Annotated in this window: 18 protein-coding genes and 1 pseudogene; 7 read left to right on the plus strand and 12 right to left on the minus strand. The window is 68.5% G+C overall.

What is annotated here, in order from left to right; genetic code table 11:
* Window positions 1-24 precede the first annotated feature (24 nt).
* Genes ON23_RS18820 through ON23_RS18835 form a run of 4 tightly spaced genes read right to left on the minus strand, consistent with a single transcriptional unit; the run spans window position 25 to window position 5,139 of the window.
* Entirely contained in the window at window positions 25-1,605 is a 1,581-nt protein-coding gene (locus tag ON23_RS18820; protein WP_039779774.1) for an ATP-binding cassette domain-containing protein, read from the minus strand.
* On the minus strand, window positions 1,602-2,459 hold the full coding sequence (locus tag ON23_RS18825; protein ID WP_210743704.1) for an ABC transporter permease: 858 nt from the start codon (window positions 2,457-2,459) through the stop codon (window positions 1,602-1,604). Before ON23_RS18825 ends, ON23_RS18820 begins: the two co-directional genes overlap by 4 nt.
* Entirely contained in the window at window positions 2,456-3,490 is a 1,035-nt protein-coding gene (locus ON23_RS18830) for an ABC transporter permease (RefSeq protein WP_063821297.1), read from the minus strand. The genes ON23_RS18825 and ON23_RS18830 overlap by 4 nt, the downstream gene beginning before the upstream one ends.
* Window positions 3,487-5,139 carry an ABC transporter substrate-binding protein gene (locus tag ON23_RS18835; protein WP_039779776.1) on the minus strand — a complete coding sequence of 551 codons (1,653 nt, stop codon included), beginning with the start codon at window positions 5,137-5,139 and terminating at the stop codon, window positions 3,487-3,489. Before ON23_RS18835 ends, ON23_RS18830 begins: the two co-directional genes overlap by 4 nt.
* 393 nt (window positions 5,140-5,532) lie before the next feature.
* Here ON23_RS18835 and aroF point away from each other — a divergent pair, with 393 nt between their 5' ends.
* The 5 genes from aroF to ON23_RS18860 all read left to right on the plus strand — a co-directional run bounded on the left by aroF (window position 5,533) and on the right by ON23_RS18860 (window position 12,280).
* On the plus strand, window positions 5,533-6,588 hold the full coding sequence (gene aroF / locus ON23_RS18840) for a 3-deoxy-7-phosphoheptulonate synthase (protein ID WP_051042866.1): 1,056 nt from the start codon (window positions 5,533-5,535) through the stop codon (window positions 6,586-6,588).
* Window positions 6,585-8,213, plus strand: coding sequence for an HAL/PAL/TAL family ammonia-lyase (locus tag ON23_RS18845; RefSeq protein WP_051042867.1), 1,629 nt, complete (start codon window positions 6,585-6,587; stop codon window positions 8,211-8,213). Before aroF ends, ON23_RS18845 begins: the two co-directional genes overlap by 4 nt.
* Window positions 8,214-8,224: 11 nt before the next feature.
* A complete protein-coding gene (locus ON23_RS18850) occupies window positions 8,225-9,664 on the plus strand; it encodes a phenylacetate--CoA ligase family protein (RefSeq protein ID WP_039779778.1) in 1,440 nt (479 codons plus the stop codon).
* A 14-nt stretch (window positions 9,665-9,678) separates the two neighbouring features.
* Complete coding sequence (gene asnB, locus ON23_RS18855) at window positions 9,679-11,502, plus strand: asparagine synthase (glutamine-hydrolyzing) (RefSeq protein ID WP_039779779.1); 1,824 nt, start codon at window positions 9,679-9,681, stop codon at window positions 11,500-11,502.
* Between the two features lie 79 nt (window positions 11,503-11,581).
* On the plus strand, window positions 11,582-12,280 hold the full coding sequence (locus tag ON23_RS18860; RefSeq protein ID WP_039779780.1) for a DUF8020 domain-containing protein: 699 nt from the start codon (window positions 11,582-11,584) through the stop codon (window positions 12,278-12,280).
* 51 nt (window positions 12,281-12,331) lie between these two features.
* On the opposite strand, the gene rlmN is transcribed toward ON23_RS18860, so the two are convergent.
* Window positions 12,332-13,441, minus strand: a complete 1,110-nt coding sequence (gene rlmN / locus ON23_RS18865) for a dual-specificity RNA methyltransferase RlmN (RefSeq protein WP_039779781.1) — start codon at window positions 13,439-13,441, stop codon at window positions 12,332-12,334.
* Window positions 13,442-13,576: 135 nt separating this feature from the next.
* Between rlmN and ON23_RS18870 the strand changes: the two genes are divergently transcribed.
* Window positions 13,577-13,939 (plus strand): LapA family protein, encoded by a 363-nt coding sequence (locus ON23_RS18870; protein WP_039779782.1) that lies wholly within the window; start codon window positions 13,577-13,579, stop codon window positions 13,937-13,939.
* A 9-nt stretch (window positions 13,940-13,948) separates the two neighbouring features.
* Here the strand turns inward: ON23_RS18870 and ON23_RS18875 are convergent, their stop codons facing one another.
* The 3 genes from ON23_RS18875 to pyrH form a co-directional block, all read right to left on the minus strand.
* Window positions 13,949-14,836 carry a phosphatidate cytidylyltransferase gene (locus tag ON23_RS18875; protein WP_051042868.1) on the minus strand — a complete coding sequence of 296 codons (888 nt, stop codon included), beginning with the start codon at window positions 14,834-14,836 and terminating at the stop codon, window positions 13,949-13,951.
* 103 nt (window positions 14,837-14,939) lie between these two features.
* Entirely contained in the window at window positions 14,940-15,497 is a 558-nt protein-coding gene (frr, locus tag ON23_RS18880) for a ribosome recycling factor (RefSeq protein WP_039779802.1), read from the minus strand.
* Window positions 15,498-15,560: 63 nt separating this feature from the next.
* On the minus strand, window positions 15,561-16,295 hold the full coding sequence (gene pyrH / locus ON23_RS18885) for a UMP kinase (protein ID WP_030513088.1): 735 nt from the start codon (window positions 16,293-16,295) through the stop codon (window positions 15,561-15,563).
* 197 nt (window positions 16,296-16,492) lie between these two features.
* Between pyrH and ON23_RS18890 the strand changes: the two genes are divergently transcribed.
* On the plus strand, window positions 16,493-16,810 hold the full coding sequence (locus ON23_RS18890) for a hypothetical protein (RefSeq protein WP_039779784.1): 318 nt from the start codon (window positions 16,493-16,495) through the stop codon (window positions 16,808-16,810).
* 60 nt (window positions 16,811-16,870) lie between these two features.
* On the opposite strand, the gene tsf is transcribed toward ON23_RS18890, so the two are convergent.
* The 4 genes and pseudogenes from tsf to ON23_RS39710 all read right to left on the minus strand — a co-directional run.
* Window positions 16,871-17,695, minus strand: a complete 825-nt coding sequence (gene tsf, locus ON23_RS18895; protein ID WP_036503639.1) for a translation elongation factor Ts — start codon at window positions 17,693-17,695, stop codon at window positions 16,871-16,873.
* A 123-nt stretch (window positions 17,696-17,818) separates the two neighbouring features.
* Window positions 17,819-18,685: a 30S ribosomal protein S2 gene (gene rpsB, locus ON23_RS18900; RefSeq protein WP_039779785.1), complete on the minus strand. Its 867-nt coding sequence runs from the start codon at window positions 18,683-18,685 to the stop codon at window positions 17,819-17,821.
* Between the two features lie 267 nt (window positions 18,686-18,952).
* Window positions 18,953-19,318 carry a DUF202 domain-containing protein gene (locus tag ON23_RS18905; protein WP_051042869.1) on the minus strand — a complete coding sequence of 122 codons (366 nt, stop codon included), beginning with the start codon at window positions 19,316-19,318 and terminating at the stop codon, window positions 18,953-18,955.
* Window positions 19,315-19,635: pseudogene (locus ON23_RS39710) on the minus strand (YidH family protein); the annotation flags it as partial. The gene ON23_RS18905 and the pseudogene ON23_RS39710, both read right to left, overlap by 4 nt.
* Window positions 19,636-19,826 lie beyond the last annotated feature (191 nt).

Here is a 19,826-nt window from a genome sequence, read left to right on the forward strand (position 1 = left end):
CCAATGGCTTTCGAACCGCCCGTGTCAGTCTCGCACCACCGGGAGCGTCGGCACCGCGGCGAGCAGTTCGCGCGTGTACGGGTCACGCGGGTCGGCGAACAGTTCGTCGGCCGGGCCGGATTCGACCACCCGACCCGCCCGCATGACCAGGATCTCGTCGCTGACGTGGTGGACGACACCGAGGTCGTGGGAGATGAACACCAGTGCCACACCGAGTTCGGCACGCACCCGCAGCAACAGATCCAGGATCTGAGCCTGTACCGACACATCCAGCGCCGACACCGGCTCGTCGCAGACGATCACATCCGGACCGGGGGCCAGTGCCCGCGCGATAGCGACCCGCTGCTGCTGACCACCGGACAGTTCCAGCGGACGACGGGGCAGCACCGTCTCGGACAATCCCACCGCGGCCAGGAGCCGTCGGGCGTGGCCGTCGCGGGCGGCGCGCGGCACCCGGCCCGCCTCCAGGGCCTCGGCCAGGACCCGGCGCACCGTGAAGCGCGGATCGAACGATCCGAGCGCGTCCTGGAAGACCGCCTGGACACTGGTGCCGGGAGCGACCGTCAGGGAACCGGAGTCGAGCCGCTCGAGCCCCAGCAGCACCCGGGCGAAAGTGCTCTTGCCCGAACCCGATTCGCCCACCACACCGACCACCCGGCCCGGCGCGACCACCGAATCGACCCCGTCGAGCGCGACGGTGACCCCGCCGTCGGGCTTACCGAAGCGGCGGTGCGCGCCCGCCAGTCGTACGAGCGGTTCCGTCGTCGTCACCGCCGCCCGGGCGGGCAACTGTGCGGCGAGATCGAATTCGACCGGCGAGAGCCGCGCGCCCCTGGTGTGCGCCGAGGGCACCGCGGCCAGCAGCAGCTTGGTATACGCGTGTTCGGGACGGCCGAGTATTTCGGCCGTCGTGCCCTCCTCGACGATCCGGCCGTCACGCATCAACACGATGCGATCCGCCACCTCCGCGACCACCGCCAGGTCGTGGCTGATCAGCAGCACACCGGTGCCGGCGTCGCGGATGTCACGCAGCAGCGTGAGGATCTGGCGCTGGACGGTGGCGTCCAAGGCGGTGGTCGGTTCGTCGGCGATGAGGAACTGTGGTTGCGCCGCAAGAGCACTCGCGATCAGGACGCGCTGGCGCAGCCCTCCGGAAAGCTCGTGCGGATATTGCCGCAACCGGTTGACCGGATCGGGAACTCCCACCCGTCGCAGCAGCTCCAGCGCACGGTCGGGAATCGAGGCCGCGGGGACGCTGCGGTGCACCCGCAACGCCTCGCCCAGTTCCTGCCCGACCCGCCGCAACGGATCCAACGACGCCAGCGCGTTCTGGGTGACATAGCCGACGGTGCTGCCCCGCACGTTGCGCCAGCGCCGCTGCGACCACCCGCGCGCGTCGTGGTCGCCGATGCGCAGCCGCGCCGCCCGCACGCGGCCGTCGCGCTGAGTGAGCCCGATCAGAGCCCGCGCGGAAACGCTTTTGCCGGAACCGGATTCGCCCACCACGGCCACGCATTCACCCGCCCGCACCCGCAACGAGATGCCGTGGACGACCTCGGTCTCGCCGAAGGAGACGGTGAGATCCTCGAATTCGAGCGCTGTCATCGCGCGGTCCTTCCTTCCGCCAGGCGCTGCCAGTACCGGCTCAGCACCGTGATCGAGACGACCGAGGCGACCACGAACAGACCGGGGAACACCCCGATCCACCAGGCCCGGCCGACGAGATTGCGTCCCTCCGACAGCATCGAGCCCCATTCGGGCGTCGGCGGTATCACGCCCAGGCCGAGAAAACTCAGGCCCGCGCCCGCCACGATCGCGGTGCCCACGCCGAGCGTCGCCAGCACCACCAGCGTCGTCAGCGCATTCGGCAAGACATGCCGCAGCGCGATCCGCGATCGACTCTGTCCCAAGGTACGCGCGGCCTCCACATATCCGCTGTGGCGCACCTCGAGCGCCTGCGACCGAACCAGCCGGGCGTAGTACGGGATGGTGGCCAGCCCGATGGCGATGGCCGAATTGCGCGCTCCCGGCCCGGATACCGCGATCACCACGAGCGCCAGCAGCATCCCGGGAAAGGCCAGCATGGTGTCGGTGAGCCGCATCAGCACCGCGTCCAGCAGCCGCGACGGGCCCGAGGCGAGCAGTCCGATCACCGCGCCCAGGCCGAATCCGATCGCCGTCGCCGCCACCCCGATGCCCAGTGAAATCCGCGTGGCGTGCACGGTTCTGGCGAAGACGTCCCGGCCGAGTTGGTCGGTGCCGAACAGGTGCTCTCCGCTCGGCGGGCGCAGGGTCTGACGACGGGCCATCGCGGTGGGGTCCACCCCGGTCACCAGATGCGGCGCCAGCGCGGCGACGACCAGGAAGGCGAAGACGATCGCGGCGATCCACACCGGCCACGGCACCGATCGCAGTCGGGCCCCGGGACTTTCCCGCAGGACTTCGGACCATCTGCTCACGGCGTTCCCTTTCCGACGGGTTCGGCATCGGCCACGACCGCGCCCGAAACGGCGACGCTCGCCGGCGCGAGGGCCGGCGTGCGCACCGGACGCGCGCGGGGCGCACGCAGCCGCGGATCGAGAACCAGATACAGCAGATCCACCACCAGATTGATCACCACGAACAGCACCGCTGCCAGCAGCACCACCGCGCTCACCACCGGAAAGTCCTTGGTGGTCACCGCGTTCACGGTGATCCGGCCGATGCCGGGCCGCGCGAACAGCGTCTCCACCAGCACGGTCCCGCTGAACAGCGTGCCGAGCATCCAGCTGGTCATGGTGACCGTGGCCAGCGATCCGTGGCGCAGCGCGTGGCGCACGCGCAGGCCGGGCTCGGACAGTCCGCGCGCCCGCAGTGTCGCGACGAACGGCTGTTCCAGGGTCCGGTCCAGATTTCCGCGCAGCACCTGCCCCAATTCACCCGCCATCGGTACCGCCAGGCTCAGCGCCGGCAACACCAGACTCGCCGACCCGTGGTCACCGGCGACCGGGAAGATGTGCAGACGGAAGGCGAATGCCGTGATCAGCAGCAATCCCAGCCAGAACGGCGGCAGAGATACCGCGAGCAGTTCCGCGCCGGACACCGCCGCGCGCACGAACCGCCCCCGGCCGGCCGTCGAGGTCGCCGCGAGCACGGCGACCAGGACGGCGGGCACCAGGGCGCACAGCGCCAGCTCCGCGGTGGGCCGAAGTTGGCTCAGCAGCAGGCTTTTCACGTCCTCCTGCAACTGATAGGAACGGCCGAGATCGCCGGTGAGCGGACGCAGCACGGTGTGCAGATACTGCCGCCACACCGGCTGATCGAGTCCCAGATCGGCGGCGATCTGCGCCCGCACCCGCGGCGACGCGCTGGTCTGGGCACCCAGCAGGGTGTCGACCGGATTTCCCGGCGCCAACCGCAGAGCGAAGAACGTCAGCGTGACCGCGCCCAGCAGTACCAGCGCACCGGTCCAGATCCGGTGGACGAGGATGCGAACCACCTGCCCGGTCACGAGTGCTCCACCCAGGTGTCGTAGAAGTTGCTCCAGCCGTTGGCGTCCAGGCCGAAGCCGTGCACCCGGGCGGCCGCGGTGTAGACACCGGTGAAGACGTAGATCGGCAGGGCGTACGCCTTGTCGAGGATCAGCTGCTGCGCCTGCTTGTAGGCGGCGGCCCGCTGCGCGGGATCGGCGGTGGCACGGCCCTGCTGCAGCAACGCGTCCAGTTGCGGGTCGGCCACCTTTCCGTTGTTGGCGCCACCCTTGGCGACCGAGCGGTCCGACTGGTACAGCGTGGCGAGCACATCCGCATCGGATCGGCCCCAGCTCGCGCCGACCAGGTCGTAGCCGTTGGCGGCGATGATCGTGGTGTAGGTCCCGTAATCGACCGGGGTGAGCCGCAATTCGATGCCGACCTTCTTCAGATCCTGCTGCACCGCCTGGGTGACCAGATCCCGGGACTCCCGCACCAGATTCGAGGCGTAGGGCAATACCAGGCCGAACCGGTGACCGTCCTTGATGCGATAGCCCTGGGCGTCGCGCCCGGTGTAGCCCAGTTCGTCGAGCAGGCGGTTGGCCTTCGCCACGTCGTAGCCCGGCCGCTTCTCCACCGAGGCGTCGTAGCCGGGAGTCGAGGCGGACAGCGGTCCGTACGCGCGCGGGTAGACCCCCAGATAGATGCTGTCGACGATGCCGTCGATATCGATCGCCGCACTCACCGCCTGTCGCGCCCGGATATCGGAGAACGGCTCCTTCGACTGATTGAAGAAGAACGTGTACGGCGCCCCGGGCGCATCACCGCGAACGATCCGGTACGCCGGATCCTGCTGCAGTGCTTGATAATCCGCCGGCGGCGTACCGGCGATCACATCGACCTGCCCACCGCGCAGCGCGCCCGTGCGCACCGCGTCCTCGGTGAGATACCGGACCGACAATTTGTCCAGATACGCCGGACCGGTGTGCCGCGCGGTCGCCGGCGGCCAGGCGTAGTCCGGATTCCGCTCGAATTCGATGCCCTGGCCGTGGGTCACACTCAACTCCCGGAACGGCCCGCTCCCCACCGCATAGCGGCCGCCTCCGCACAGCTCGTCCGGGTGTTCGGCCAGCACCTTCGGTGAGTAGAACCCCAGGTAGGCGGTGCTGGCCGCCTGCAGGAACGGCGAATACGGCTGGGTGAAGCGGACTCGCACGGTGTGGTCGTCGATGATGTCGGTGCCGGCGTAGGGCCCGAGCAGACTCGCCGCGTACTGCGATTTGGTGGCCGGCGCGAGAATGTGTTCGAAGTTGGCCTTCACCGCCGCGGCATCGAATGGGGTGCCGTCGAAGAATTTCACATCCGGGCGCAATGTGAAGACATATTCTTTACCGTCGGCGGAAATCTTCCACGCGCTCGCCAGCCACGGAGCGAAGGTGCCGTCGGATTTCTGCGCGACGAGCGAGTCGAATACATTGCGCTGTAGTTCTCCGACGATGTCACCCGGACTGACATGCGGGTCCATGCACGTCGCGTCGCGGTAGGAGGCGTAGGTCAGCGTACCGCCGGAAACCGGCGTGGCGGATTCGTCGTCCGCGCCGGAACCGCCGGACGAACAGGCTGTGACCAGCGCGACCACCGCCATTACTCCCGCGATCGATCCGGAAATCGACCGACTCTTTTTTCGCATCACACATTCTTTCGTCGGCGCGCCGGGCGCGCATCGGACGGGCTACGGGGAATTTCAGTGAAGTCGACGACAGGTCGGCACACAGCTTTTCGCCGAAGGCGGATTCCAAACATTGACAAAAGCTAACCGCTGGGAGCGCGGTAATTCGACCGGCAAAAGTCCAGTACAGAAATGCGGAGACGGACCCCAGCCGGGGACCGAACCCGGTCTCCGGTACGGGTCGATGCCCGGAAAACACGCCACTGGACCCGAACGCAATAGGGCCGTGGCCGGAAGACCGATATTCCCGGCCGAAACAGAATGATGTGCGATCGCAATTCGATCGTTTTCTTCCCGCCTGGCTCGCACCAATGCTGCTGCCCCAGGGTTCGGCGACCCGAGGAGGCCGACACGATGACCGTCTACGTAGCGCACACCCGCGGCGATATCGATGAAAACCGGTTGCAGGACCTGCTGTCCCGGATCCGGCAACTGCCCGCCGCCGCGACCACCCGGCGCACCCGCGACGGCTTCCTGATCGTGGCGTGGGGCGCCTCCGGTCCCGTCCTGGAGGCCGAACTCACCCGCAGTGAGTACGTGACCCGCGTCCTGCCGGAAGGGACGTCGTTTCCGCTCGCGGCGCGGGCACATCGGCCGGAGGGGTCGGTGGTGCATGTCGGCTCGGTGCCGGTCGGCGACGGCCGGCCGGTGATCATCGCCGGGCCGTGCTCGGCCGAAACCCCGGAGGTGCTGCTGGAAACGGCCCATCGGGTCAAGGCCGCCGGCGCGGCCATGCTGCGCGTCGGCATCTTCAAACCGCGCACCTCCCCCTACAGCTTCCACGGCCTCGGGCACATCGGGCTGCCGCTGCTGCGCGAGGCGCGGGCGCAGACCGGACTTCCGATCGTCACCGAAATCCTCGACGCCCGCGATATCGAGCTCGTCGGCGATGCCGCCGACGTCCTGCAGGTCGGCGCGCGCAATATGCAGAACTTCAGTCTGCTCACCGAATTGGCGCTGACGGGGCGGCCGGTACTGCTCAAGCGCGGCATGTCGGCGACCGTGCACGAGTGGCTCAACGCGGCGGAATATCTGCTCGCGCACGGCAACGACAACGTGATCCTCTGCGAGCGCGGGATCCGCACGTTCGAACGCTCGACGCGGTTCACGTTGGACCTCAACGCGGTTCCGGTGGTCAAGGAACTGTCCCACCTGCCGATTCTGGTCGACCCGAGCCACGGCACCGGCGCGACGCGATATGTGCCGCCGATGTCGGCCGCCGCCCTCGCCGCCGGCGCCGACGGACTGATCGTCGAGGTGCACCCGCGGCCGCACGAGGCGCTCTCCGACGGCGCCCAGTCGCTGGATCTGGCGCAGTTCGACCGGTTCGGCGCGGATCTGCGCGGGCTCGCGAGCGCTCTCGGCCGTGAATTCGTCTCCGCCCCCGAGCTGCTGGCCGAACTGTCATGACCACCACGAGTACCGAACTGGTCCTGGACGGCAACGGTCTGCGACTCACCGACGTGGCGGCGGTGGCGCGCCGCGACGCGCCGATCTCGGTGAGCATCGCACCGGTGGCCCAGGCCGGGATGTCGGAGTCGGTGCTGCTGAAGAACGAACTGCTGGAAACCGGGATACCGATCTACGGCGTCACCACCGGCTTCGGCGACAGCGTCAACCGGCAGATCGCACCGTCGAAAGCCGCTGCGCTGCAGCGCAACCTGATCCTGTACCACCTCAACGGCGTCGGGCCGATCGCGACCCCGGAGGTCGCCCGCGCCACCATGCTGATCCGGGCGAACTGCCTCACCCGCGGGCCGTCCGCGATCCGCCCCGAGGTGGTGGCGACGTTGCTGCGGCACCTCGACGAGGACATCCTGCCGCTGATTCCCGAACGCGGATCACTCGGCGCCAGTGGCGATCTGGTGCCGCTGTGCTATGTCGCGGCGGCGCTGATCGGTGAGGGTGAGGTGCGCTACCGCGGCGAGACCCGGCCGGCGCTCGACGCCTTGCGGGAGGCGGGCATCGCACCGGTCGCGCTGGGCCCGAAGGAGGGCCTGGCGCTGATCAACGGCACCTCGTTCACCGCGGCCTTCGCGGCGCTGGCGCTCGCCGACGCGGCCGAGCTGGCCTACGCCGCCGACGTAGCCACCGCGATGACCTGTGAAGCACTGCTGGGCAACGCTTCACACTTCCATCCGTTCGTACACGCCAACAAACCTCATCCGGGCCAGGGCGCGAGCGCCGCGCTGATCCGGGAACTACTCGCCGGCTCGAAGCTCACCACCAGCTACGAGGAGATCCTGGTCCGCCGCGACACCCTGGACGGCCGCGGGTTCCTGCTGCTGGACCACCGCATCCAGGACAAGTACTCGGTGCGCTGCGCACCGCACGTCAACGGTGTGCTGCGTGACAGTCTCGAATGGACCCGCAGATGGGTGGAGACCGAGATCAACTCCTCCACCGACAATCCGCTCTTCGCTTGGGAGACAGGCGAATTGCATCACGGCGGCAACTTCTACGCCGGCCACGTCGGGCAGGCGATGGACAGCCTGAAGGTCGCCGTGGCCAGTCTCGCCGATCTGCTGGACCGCCAGCTCGCGCTCGTGGTGGACGAGAAGTTCAACGCGGGGCTGACCGCCAATCTCGTCGCTCCGCTGCCGGAGTCCGACCGGCAGTCCGGTCTGCACCACGGGTTCAAAGGCATGCAGATCGCCGCGTCCGCGGTCACCGCCGAGGCACTCGGCCTCAGCGGTCCGGCGACCGTGCTGTCGCGCTCGACCGAATCGCACAACCAGGACAAGGTCAGCATGGGCACGATCGCCGCCCGCGACGCACGGACCATCATCGAGTTGACGCGGCAGGTCACCGCCATCCACCTCATCGCGCTCGCGCAGGCGATCGATATCCGCGGCGCCGCGCAGGCCGCGCCCGCGGTGCGCCGAGTCCACGAACTGATCCGCGCGCACGTCCCCTTCACCGACCGCGACCGCCGCATGGACCGCGATATCGAGCGGGTCGCCCGGCTGATCGCCGACGGATCGGTGCGCGCCGCCGCCGGCGTCGCCGATCCCCTGTTCACTCCCCACGGTTAGGAGCCGTACCGATGTTGCTGTTACGCGATGCGCGCACGCGCGCGAAGAACGAGGCCCTGCTCGACGAACACACCCGCCTGGTTCGCTCGGTTCTCGACGGCACCGCCGACCTCGACGGGGTCCACGCGGCGAAACTGCTGCGAACCGTCCGGGCCGCCGCCGGCTCGCCCATGTACGAGGGACGGCTGCCGGCCGATCTGCTCGCCGAGATCGACTCGGGCACAACCATTTCCGACGAGCGAGTGCTCACCGAGATCCTGCCGTCGCTCCCGCTGCTCGGCAAGCGCGAACTGGGCCGGTTCGGGGCCGAGGCGTTCACCCGGCCGCTGAACGAATTCCTGCACTACTACGAATCCTCCGGCACCACCGGCGATCCCGCCGCCGCACCGAAGGCGCTGGATGATCTGCTGGTCAATACCGTCAACATCGGCGAGATGTGGGCCCGGCTGCTGCAGCCGAAGGATATCGCGCTGATCCTGATCAACGCCCCGTTCGCCCCCGCCGCCTACCAGTTCGAGAAGGCGCTGGAATACCTCGAGGTCATGTCGTTGCGGCCCTGGGTGGACAACATCACCGGCGACTACACCCGGGTGCTGCGGCTGGTCGACCAGCTCGGTGCGAACGTCTTCGTCGGACCCCCGTCGCGGCTGCTGGAAATGGTGCAGTTCGCCCACCGCAACGACCTGCCCGCTCCGCGCTTCGATCGGCTGCTGCTGATGGCCGAGCAGACCGGTCCCAGTTTCCGCCGTCACCTCGAACGCCTGACCGGCGCGCAATCGTACGTATCCTCCTACGGCTCCTCCGAGACCGGAACACCCGCGGTCACCTGTGAGCAGGGTCAGCTCCACCTGCAACCGCAGAGCTTCCTGCTGGAGTTGGCCGACGACAACGGAATTCGCCGCATCGGCAACAGCTCCGATCGCGGTGAACTGGTGCTGACCACGCTCGATCTGCCCGCCCGGCCGCTGCTGCGCTACCGCACCGGCGATCTCGTCGAGATCGACGCGACCCCGTGCCCGTGTGGGGTCCGCACCCCGGTCCTGCTCACCCAGGGACGTTCCCAGGACCTTCTGGTGCTGGACCGCAACGGTATTCGGCAGAACGACCTCGAGGCGGCGGTGTGGGAACAGCCGCTGCCCGCGGCGACGGTATTCAACTACATGGTCGTGGTGCGCGGCCGCCAGGTCGTCTTCCTGGTCACCTACGACGGCGACCCCGCCGGTCCGTGGACCGACGTGCTGACCGGCCGGCTGCGGGAGCTGTTCGGCCGCGAGGAAGTGACCGTGCGCCCGGTGCCGGTCCTGCCGCCGCTGGCCTCGCTCGGCCAGTACCTCGGCTGGAAGCTCTCGCGGGTCCTCGACCTCGACGACGAGAAGAACTGGGACCGGCTGCCCGCCCCGATCGACGCCGTGGTGCGGCAGACGATCGCCGAACTCGCCCCCGGTGCCTGAGGAGACGACGACTCATGTCCGCAATCACCGGCTGGCTCGACCGAGACCGCGATCTGCGCGAACACACCGCGACGGTCCGGGCCATGTCCGACACACTCGCCCACCGCGGTCCCGACGGCGGCGGCATCTGGCTGGAACAGCGAATCGCGCTGGGCCGCAACGTCCTCGCGGTGGCCGATCTGCTCGACAACGGGCAGCCCGTCGTCACCGGCGAGGCCGGACGGCCGATCGCGGTGCTCACACTGTCCGGCGAGATCTACAACACCGCCGAACTCCGCCACGAACTGAGCGTCCGGGGCCACGCCTTCACCGGTGCGACGGACCCGGACGCCGAGGTGGTGCTGCACGCCTACCTGGAGTGGGGCGCCGACGCGGTGCGCCGCCTCGACGGCATGTTCGCCTTCGCCGTCTGGGACGTGCGGCGCGGTGAACTGCTGCTGGCCCGCGACCGGCTGGGCATCGAACCGCTGTACTACGCCGAACACCCCGGCGGGCTGCTGTTCGGCTCGGAACCGAAAGCGCTGCTGGCCAACGAGTTGTTCCGGCCACAGGTCGATGCCGAGGGACTGATCGACATCTTCACCGTGGCGATGCGGCGACCCGGCGACGCGGTCTATCGCGGGCTGCGCGAGGTGCGCCCGGGCTGGATCGTGCGCGCCGACCACAACGGCCTGCACCACCACCGGTACTGGCAGCCGGTCAGCGCACCGCACACCGACGATGTCGACACCACGATCGCCACGCTGCGCGAGTTGCTCACCGATATCGTCGAGCGGCAGACCCGCACCGGCACGGCCGCCGGGCTGCTGTCCGGGGGTCTGGATTCCAGCGTCATCACCGCCTTGGCGGCGCGGGCGCGCGGCGACGCGAAACTGGCCACCTATTCGGTCGACTTCGCCGGCAGCGACACCGATTTCACGCCCGACGCCCTGCACGTCAGCCGGGACGCGCCGTACGTGCGGGCGGTGGTGGACCATGTCGGCACCGACCACACCGAGGTCCTCCTCGACGCGCCCGCCCTGCTGGACGAGATGGGCGAAACGCTGCGGGCGCGCGACATCCCCGGCGTCGGTGATCTGGACGTCTCGCTCTACCTGCTGTTCCGGGAGGTGCGCCGCTACGCGGACGTGGTGCTGTCCGGAGAAGGCGCCGACGACATCTTCGGCGGATACCCGTGGTTCGCCGCCGAGGCCACCGCGTCCAGCGGCAGTTTCCCGTGGGCCGCGGGCAACACCGACCGCAACGCGATGCTGTCGCCCGAACTGCGCGCCCATCTCGACCTGGACGCGGCGGTGGTGGACCGGCACCGCGAGGCCGTCGCCGAACTGGCCCCGCTCGCCGGTGAGGAGGGCCCGGACCGGCGCATCCGGGAGGTCTTCCATCTCGAACTCACCCGCTTCCTGCCGTTCCTGCTCGACCGCAAGGACCGGATGAGCATGCGCACCGGCCTGCTGGTCCGGCTGCCGTTCTGCGATCACCGGCTCGTCGAATATCTCTGGAACGTGCCGTGGGATCTCAAGCGCCACGGCGGCCAGGAAAAAGGGATCCTGCGCGCGGCGGCCGAGCCGTGGCTGCCACCACAGGTCGCCAAGCGACCCAAGAGCGGTTTCCCGTTCGGCCAGAGCCCGCACTATCTCGCCGCGGTGCGCGAGGCCACCCGCGCCATGCTGGCCGATCCGAGCGCCCCCGCGCTGGCGCTGCTGAACACCGGCGCGCTCGCCGAACTCGCCGAGGGCGATCGCTGGCACAGCGGCACCTTCACCCCGCCGCCCTGGCTGCCCCGCGCCCTGCAGCTCAACACCTGGCTGCGCGACTACCGCGTCGAGGTGCGGCTGTAGCCGCATCCGGCACGTACCCACCACCGGCCCCCGTCGAGAACCGATGGTGCGGACCGGTTTCGGGAGAGGAAAGGAAAAGATGAGGAAAATGATCGCGGCGAGCGCACTGCTGGCCACCACACTGAGTGTGGCGCCGGCGCTCGCCCACGCCGATCCGGCCGAGGCCGGGGCGGTGAACTACACCGCCACCACGACTCCGACGTCGACGATCATCCGCACCGACAGCGGTTCGCTGACCGACGAGGCCGGCGTCTTCAGGATCAAGGCGGCCGACGGCACCGTGCTCGCGGGCACCGAATTGTCCTTCCGGGTGGACGATTTCGTCTTCCCGATCGCCGCGGACATCTCGGGCCACACCGCGACCCTGACACCGCAACTGGACCTCGCGCATGCGACATACCGCCCCGTCGCACTGCCGTATGAGGATCAGGCGCCGTGGAAGACGCCCTACGATCGCGAGCAGGCCGCCTGGACCCGCCTGACCAGCACGATCGGTGCGGGTGCCACGATCGGCACCCTGATCGGCGGGCTCAGCGGCGGCGCGATCGGCTGCCTGCTCGGCGGCATCGCCGGAGCCACCGTCGCCTCCGCGACGATCGTCGGCCTGTTCGGCCCGTTCGTTCCGGCGGCGGTGGTGGGCTGTGTCGGCGGCATCGTGGCGATCGGCGCCCTCGGCACCCTGATCGGTCAGCTGCTGGTGACGGCGCCGGTGGCGATTCTGGCCGCGGCGCAATACTTCACGACCATCAACCAGCCGTTCACCAAACCGGCGAGTTAGGCGGCGCGGGCGGGCTTCCGGATCGCCGGAGGCCCGCCCGACGGCCGGTGTCTACCCCTCCGCCGCCAGCTGTCCGCACGCCGCGGCGATTTCCTGCCCCCGGGTATCGCGTACGGTGCACGGCACACCTTGTGCCTCCACCCGCCGAACGAATTCGCGCTCAACGGGTTTCGGTGAGGCGTCCCACTTCGAGCCCGGGGTCGGATTCAACGGGATCAGGTTCACGTGGACGCGGGCGCCCAGCGCCTTGTGCAGCTTCTGGCCCAGCATGTCGGCGCGCCACGGCTGGTCGTTGATATCGCGGATCAGGGCGTATTCGACCGAGACCCGGCGACCGGTCTTGTCGGCGTAATACCGTGCGGCGTCGAGAACTTCGGCGACCGACCAGCGATTGTTGACCGGCACCAACGTATCTCGCAATTCGTCGTCCGGCGTGTGCAGGGAGACGGCCAGCGTCACCGACAGGCCCTCGTCGGCCAGTTTGCGGATCGCGGGGGCCAAGCCGACGGTCGACACGACCACGTTGCGCTGCGAGATACCCAGGCCGTCCGGCGCGGGAGAGGTGATTCGCCGGACCGCGGCCACCACCCGCTTGTAGTTGGCGAGCGGCTCACCCATACCCATGAACACGATGTTCGACAGGCGACCGGCACCGCCGGCCACCTCGCCGTCGCGCAGCGCCGCGGCGGCCGCGCGCACCTGGTCGACGATCTCGGCAGTGGAGAGGTTGCGGTTCAGTCCGCCCTGTCCGGTCGCGCAGAACGGGCAGGCCATACCGCAGCCGGCCTGACTGGAGATGCACAGCGTATTGCGGTCGGGATAGCGCATCAGCACACTCTCGAGCAGGGTGCCGTCACCGGCGCGCCACAGGGTCTTGCGCGTGGTGCCCGCATCACACACCACCTGCCGCACCTCGCTGAGCAGCGGCGGGAACAACGCCTCGGCGATCTTCTCCCGCATCGGCTCGGGCAGATCGGTCATCTGCCGTGGGTCGGCCTGCAGCCGCCCGTAGTACTGCCGGGCGATCTGATCGGCCCGGAACTTCGGCAGTCCGAGTTCCTCCACCGCCTGCCGCCGCTGGGCCGAATCGAGGTCGGCGAGATGCCGCGGCGGCATTCCACGGCGCGGAGCATCGAAAACGAGCGGCAGGGAGGTAGTCATAACCCTTCCAGTGTCGCATTGCCGGTACCGGCCCGCCGCCCGCGGGCAGGGATAACCCGATCACAGTTACGGCGCGGGCGAACGGGTATTCCGCAGATACGCATATCCGCCATAGCGATCGGGAATGATCGAAATATGACCAGCGACGCAGTACCGAGCCAGGGACCGGATCCGGTCCCGCACACCGATCCCCCGCACACCGATCCCCCGCGCGTCGACACCCCGCCGTCGACCGCACCCGCCCGCCGCAACCGAGCGCTGAAAACCCGCGCGGGCTACACCTGGGTGGCGCTCGTCGCGGCGGCGGTCATCGGGGTTCTGCTGTTGATCTTCATTCTGCAGAACCTCGATCAGGTCCGGATCCACCTGTTCTTCTGGCAGTTCAACCTGCCGCTCGGCGTCACGCTGCTGCTGTCGGTGATCGCCGGCGCGCTGGTGATGGCGCTGGCCGGCGGCTGGCGGATCATGCAGTTGCGGCGCGCGGCGAAGCGGCGCTGAGCCGGGCGGTCAGAGCAGGGCGGTCAGCACCAGCCAGGAGACGAACGCCGAGGGCAGCATCGAGTCGAGGCGATCCATGATGCCGCCGTGCCCGGGCAGCAACGTGCCCATGTCCTTGATGCCCAGCTCGCGCTTGATCTGCGATTCGATCAGATCACCGCAGGTCGCCACGAGCACGACCGCGACGCCCAGCAGCACGCCGATCATCGAATTGGCCTGCAGCAGCAACGTCACCGTGAGCAGTCCGCCGATGATGCAGAACACCAGCGATCCGGCGAAACCCTCCCACGATTTCTTCGGGCTGATGGCCGGCACCATCGGATGGCGGCCGAACAGCACGCCGGCCACGTAACCGCCGACATCGGAGCAGACCACCAGGATCATGAAGGTCAGCACGCGGAGATTGCCGTCGTCCTGCTGCAGCATCAGCACCGCGAACGAGGCCAGCAGCGGGATCCAGGACACCACGAACACCGTGATCGCGGTGTCGCGCAGGAAGTTTCGCGGCGTGGCCGCCAGGCCGTGGTCGAACAGTCGCCACACCATGCACACCAGCGCGGTCGCCGCGAAGGCGCCCGCCACGCCCTGGGTGCCGTAGGGCCAGGCCAGCCAGATCATCGCCTGTCCGCCGACAATGAGCGGCACCCGCGGCACCAGGACGTCGGCCTCGCGCAGCCGCTTGGCGACCTCCCAGGTGGCGATCGCCATCGCGACCGCGATGACTCCGATCAGAACCTTCGGAACGAACAGCAGGATCGCGATCAGCGATGCGCCGAGGCCGACACCGACCGCCAGCGCCGCCGGTAAATTGCGACCGGCGCGGGAGGGCTTACCGCTCGGCTGCGCCGAGGGCGTGTCGGGAGCCGGTGTTGCACCGGCCGGGTCGCTCGCCGGCATCGTCTCGCCGGCTGCGGCTTCTTCGGCCACGATTGTCCCGTCGCTCACTTATTCGTCCACTCCGTCCCCGGGCCCGTGCCGCATCGTCGCGCCGGGCCGAGTCTCACACCTCGAGCAGTTCCGATTCCTTGTGCTTGACCAGCTCGTCGATCTGGGCAACGTATTTCTGGGTGGTCTTGTCCAGTTCCTTCTCGGCGCGACCGACCTCGTCCTCGCCGGCCTCGCCGTCCTTCTGGATGCGGTTCAGCTCGTCCATCGACTTGCGCCGCACATTGCGAATGGCGATCTTGGCCTCCTCCCCCTTGGATTTCGCCTGCTTCACCAGTTCCCGCCGGCGTTCCTCGGTCAGCTGCGGGATCACCACGCGGATGATGGTGCCGTCGTTGGTCGGATTCACGCCCAGATCCGAATTGCGGATCGCGGTCTCGATCGTCTGCAACTGCCCCTGCTCGTAGGGCTTGATGACGACCATGCGCGGTTCGGGCACGGTGATGCTGGCCATCTGGGTGATCGGCGTCGGCGAGCCGTAGTACTCGACCACGACCCGGTTGAACATGCCCGGGTTGGCGCGGCCGGTCCGAATACTTCCGAGGTCGTCCTTCGCCACCGAGACAGCCTTTTCCATCTTCTCCTCGGCGTCGAAGAGCGCTTCATCAATCACGACCGTTTCCTCCACAGCATCGTTTCGGGGCCCGGAATTCGCGAGGACCGATCCCCGCAGGGTTCAGGACCGAACCAGTGTGCCGATTTTCTCACCGGCCACCGCGCGGGCAATATTGCCCTTGATCAACAAATTGAACACCAGCATCGGCATCTGGTTGTCCATACACAAACTGAACGCGGTGGCATCGGCCACCTTGAGTCCGCGCTCGAGGACTTCCTTGTGCGTGATCTCGGAGAACATGATCGCCTCCGCCTCGACCTTGGGGTCGGCGGTGAAGACGCCGTCGACGGCCTTGGCCATCAGCACCACCTCGGCGCCGATCTCGAGCGCGCGCTGCGCCGCGGTGGTGTCGGTGGAGAAGTACGGCATGCCCATACCGGCGCCGAAGATCACCACCCGGCCCTTCTCCAGATGCCGCTTCGCCCGCAGGGGCAGATACGGCTCCGCGACCTGCCCCATGGTGATGGCCGTCTGCACGCGGGTGTCGACGCCCTGCTTCTGCAGAAAGTCTTGCAGCGCAAGGCTGTTCATCACGGTGCCGAGCATACCCATGTAATCGGAGCGGGCCCGCTCCATGCCGCGCTCCTCGAGTTCGGCGCCGCGGAAGAAGTTGCCGCCACCGATGACCACCGCCACCTGCACGCCGGTCGAGACGACCTCGGCGATCTGCTCGGCTACGGTCTGGACCACATCCGGGTCGAGCCCGACCTCGCCGCCGCCGAACATCTCCCCACCCAATTTGAGGAGTACTCGGCGATAGCCCTTGCGGTCGGGCGCCGTATCCGGGTCCGTCATCGGTCTCCTAGTCCTCGGCAGTCGAGCGAGCGCACGCACGGGAAATTACCCTCCCGGGCGCGATTGTTCGCGCGGGACGGTAACACGCTGCGTCCATCCTGCACCACGAGCGGTCACGCCGGTGAGCCGACCCTCGAATACGCGACAATTCCCTATCCCACTGCGAAACGATGTTGTTTCAAATAAGGTGCGGGCGCATGACGATCACTCGCCGGACGGTTCACATCCTCTGCGCCGCGGCACTACTCGGCGCCGCGCCCCTCGCCGTCGACTCTGCCGCCACCGCCGCGGTCGTTCTCCTGATACCGGAGGCCGCCACGGCGCCGGACAGGGTGGATTCGGCGGCACCGACCGGTTTCACCGGACCGATTCCGACCGGCAGTACCGATGCCGCGTTCGGCAGCGTCGACAGCGGCACGCCGATCATCAGCCTGCTGCCGGCGATCCCGTATCTGGCGAACTGGGCCGTCACGGGCAGCAGCGGATGCATCAACCCCGGCGGCTGCGGCGGCTGATCGATGCCGAAAGGCCCCCGGCGCAACGGAATTCGTCGCACCGGGGGCCTTTCCGGCAGATCAGGCCTGACCGACCTCGAAGCGGGCGAAGCGGGTGATGGTGACACCGGCGTCGTCCAGCAGCTGCTTGACGGTCTTCTTGCTGTCGGTGACCGAGGACTGCTCCAGCAGGACGACGTCCTTGTAGAAGCCGTTCACGCGACCCTCGACGATCTTCGGCAGCGCGGCCTCCGGCTTGCCCTCTTCCTTGGCGGTCGCCTCGGCGATCTCGCGCTCCTTGGCGACGACCTCGGCCGGGACATCCTCGCGGGTCAGGTACTTGGCCTTCAGCGCCGCGATCTGCATCGCGGCGGCGCGAGCGACCTCGGCCGCGGCGTCGCCCTCACCCTGGTACTCGACCAGCACGCCGACGGCCGGCGGCAGGTCCGAGGACCGCTTGTGCAGGTAGGTCGCGACCGGGCCGTCGAAGGACACGACGCGACGCAGCTCCAGCTTCTCGCCGATCTTGGCGGCCAGCTCCTGCACCACCTGGTCGGCGGTCTTGCCGTTGACGTCGACCGCCTTGAGCGCCTCCAGGTCGGCCGGGCGCACCTTGGCGGCGGCGTCGACGATGTCGCCGGCGGTGTTCTGGAACTCGTCGTTCTTGGCGACGAAGTCGGTCTCGGAGTTGAGCTCGATCATCACGCCGTTCTGCGCGGCGACCAGGCCCTCGGCGGTGGCGCGCTCGGCGCGCTTGCCGACATCCTTGGCGCCCTTGATCCGCAGCACCTCGACGGCCTTGTCGAAGTCGCCGTCGGTCTCCTCCAGGGCCTTCTTGCAGTCCATCATTCCGGAGCCGGTGAGCTCGCGGAGCCGCTTCACATCCTGGGCGGTGTAGTTCGCCATCGTGGCGAGCCTCCTCGAAGATTTACGAAAGTTGTCAGGTCTCTTAGCACCACCATGCCGACCGCTTCCGAACAGGAAGGGCCGGCAGGGTGAACAGACAATCGCGGTGGGAACCGCGCCGGATCAGAAGTCGGCCGGGGTCTTGGTGGCCGGCTCTTCCTTCAGCTCCGCCTCGGCGGCGGTCTCCGGAGCGGCCTCGCCACCCTCGGCGGCCGGGGTCGCCTGCGCCAGCAGCTCCTGCTCCCACTCGGCGAGCGGCTCGCCGGCGCCGGCTTCGGGCTTCACATCGCCCGAGGCGCGGGAGGCACGGGCCTGCACGCCCTCGGCGACCGCGGAAGCGACAACCTTGGTGAGCAGCGCGGCCGAGCGGATCGCGTCGTCGTTACCCGGGATCGGGTAGTCGACCAGGTCGGGGTCGCAGTTGGTGTCCAGGATCGCGATGACCGGGATGTTCAGCTTGCGAGCCTCACCGACGGCGATGTGCTCCTTGTTGGTGTCGACGACCCAGATGGCCGAGGGCACCTTGGCCATATCGCGGATACCGCCGAGGGTGCGTTCCAGCTTGTTCTTCTCGCGGGTCAGCATCAAGATTTCCTTCTTGGTGCGGCCCTCGAAACCACCGGTCTGCTCCATCGCCTCGAGTTCCTTCAGGCGCTGCAGCCGCTTGTGCACGGTGGAGAAGTTGGTGAGCATGCCACCCAGCCAGCGCTGGTTGACGTAGGGCATCCCGACGCGAGTCGCCTCGGCCGCGATCGACTCCTGAGCCTGCTTCTTGGTGCCGACGAAGAGAACGGTGCCACCGTGGGCGACGGTCTCCTTGACGAACTCGTAGGCCTTGTCGATGTAGGTCAGCGTCTGCTGCAGGTCGATGATGTAGATGCCGTTGCGGTCGGTGAAGATGAACCGCTTCATCTTCGGGTTCCACCGCCGGGTCTGGTGACCGAAGTGTGCGCCGCTGTCGAGCAGCTGCTTCATGGTTACGACAGCCATAGCTGCGTACCCGCCTTTCTGAGCCGGTTGACGCAGAAATCGAGGGTCGATCTCTGCCCTGGCGTCCGTGGCCGCCGGACCTTCCGGAAAAATTCGGGAGGACCAGCCGACGGCACCGTGGTCGGACGCGCGAAGTCGATCCGCGTACAGCGAACCGCGTTGCCAGTCTACGACCAGCGCAGGTGAGAACATAAACGGGGTGGTCAGCGCCCGCTTTGCACCCCCAGCTCAGCGGACGCCGGGCAACCTGCCGATCCGCAGATCAGCTCACAGATGCCAACCGGGCGTCGACTCCAGCAACGCCACCACGAGTGCCGCCGACGCCACGACACAGATCGCCGCGCTCGTCGTCGCCATCGCGAGCCATCCGTCGCTCCATCTCCCCCACGCATGGGCGTGCAGGGTGCGGCTGCGCGCCACACAGACGGTGGTGATCACGGCCAGCGCACCGATCGCCACCAGCGCGAGCACGGTGGCGGCACGGTCACCGCTGGTCAAGGCGACGTGCAGGAACAGCAGCGCATTGGCCATCGCGCCCACCGCGGTCCGCCACCAGGACAACGCCGTCCGCTCGGCCTGCAAACCACGGTCGGCCGGGACGGCGGGCGGACGATTCGGCGGGATCGCGGTCATGACAGCAGCAATCCGATGCCGGCCAGCATGGCGATGACGGCGATCCCGATCGCCAGAATCGGCACCATCACCGTATTCGGGAGCGGACGGCCCTCCCGCATCGCCGCGCCCACCAGCCGCCAGCGGCCGAACGCGCCGAGCGCGATGACGGCCGACAGCACGATGCAACTGATCGCCAGCACCGATCGGATGTCGTGATGTCCGAACGGCTGTACCAACTCGTGCACCGCGACCCCGCCCGCGAGCAGGCCGAGGGCAGTGCGGATCCAGGCGAGGAAGGTGCGTTCACCGGCGAGGGTGAAGCGATAGTCGAGCTCGGGGCGCTCGGCGGCGGACGGCGACTGGGCCGCGGGTGCAGGCGACGACTCAGCTGCGGGTGTAGGCGACGACTCGGCCGCAGGCGTGCGCGACGACTCGGCCGCAGGCGTACGCGACGACTCGGCCGCAGGCGTACGCGACGACTGGGCCGCGCCGGTCGGCGACGACTCGACATTGCGGCCGGCGGACG

Origin of the sequence: Nocardia cerradoensis NBRC 101014, from assembly GCF_000308535.1 — a bacterium.
In the GTDB taxonomy this organism is placed as follows: domain Bacteria; phylum Actinomycetota; class Actinomycetes; order Mycobacteriales; family Mycobacteriaceae; genus Nocardia; species Nocardia cerradoensis.

Coding starts and splice junctions, on each gene's coding strand:
- ON23_RS18870 (WP_039779782.1), top strand. CDS start 13,577: ATGACCAGCGACGCAGTACCGAGCCAGGGACCGGATCCGGTCCCGCAC.
- pyrH (WP_030513088.1), bottom strand. CDS start 16,295: ATGACGGACCCGGATACGGCGCCCGACCGCAAGGGCTATCGCCGAGTA.
- ON23_RS18845 (WP_051042867.1), top strand. CDS start 6,585: ATGACCACCACGAGTACCGAACTGGTCCTGGACGGCAACGGTCTGCGA.
- ON23_RS18905 (WP_051042869.1), bottom strand. CDS start 19,318: ATGACCGCGATCCCGCCGAATCGTCCGCCCGCCGTCCCGGCCGACCGT.
- asnB (WP_039779779.1), top strand. CDS start 9,679: ATGTCCGCAATCACCGGCTGGCTCGACCGAGACCGCGATCTGCGCGAA.
- rpsB (WP_039779785.1), bottom strand. CDS start 18,685: ATGGCTGTCGTAACCATGAAGCAGCTGCTCGACAGCGGCGCACACTTC.
- ON23_RS18850 (WP_039779778.1), top strand. CDS start 8,225: ATGTTGCTGTTACGCGATGCGCGCACGCGCGCGAAGAACGAGGCCCTG.
- tsf (WP_036503639.1), bottom strand. CDS start 17,695: ATGGCGAACTACACCGCCCAGGATGTGAAGCGGCTCCGCGAGCTCACC.
- ON23_RS18820 (WP_039779774.1), bottom strand. CDS start 1,605: ATGACAGCGCTCGAATTCGAGGATCTCACCGTCTCCTTCGGCGAGACC.
- ON23_RS18875 (WP_051042868.1), bottom strand. CDS start 14,836: ATGCCGGCGAGCGACCCGGCCGGTGCAACACCGGCTCCCGACACGCCC.
- ON23_RS18890 (WP_039779784.1), top strand. CDS start 16,493: ATGACGATCACTCGCCGGACGGTTCACATCCTCTGCGCCGCGGCACTA.
- rlmN (WP_039779781.1), bottom strand. CDS start 13,441: ATGACTACCTCCCTGCCGCTCGTTTTCGATGCTCCGCGCCGTGGAATG.
- aroF (WP_051042866.1), top strand. CDS start 5,533: ATGACCGTCTACGTAGCGCACACCCGCGGCGATATCGATGAAAACCGG.
- ON23_RS18835 (WP_039779776.1), bottom strand. CDS start 5,139: ATGCGAAAAAAGAGTCGGTCGATTTCCGGATCGATCGCGGGAGTAATG.
- ON23_RS18860 (WP_039779780.1), top strand. CDS start 11,582: ATGAGGAAAATGATCGCGGCGAGCGCACTGCTGGCCACCACACTGAGT.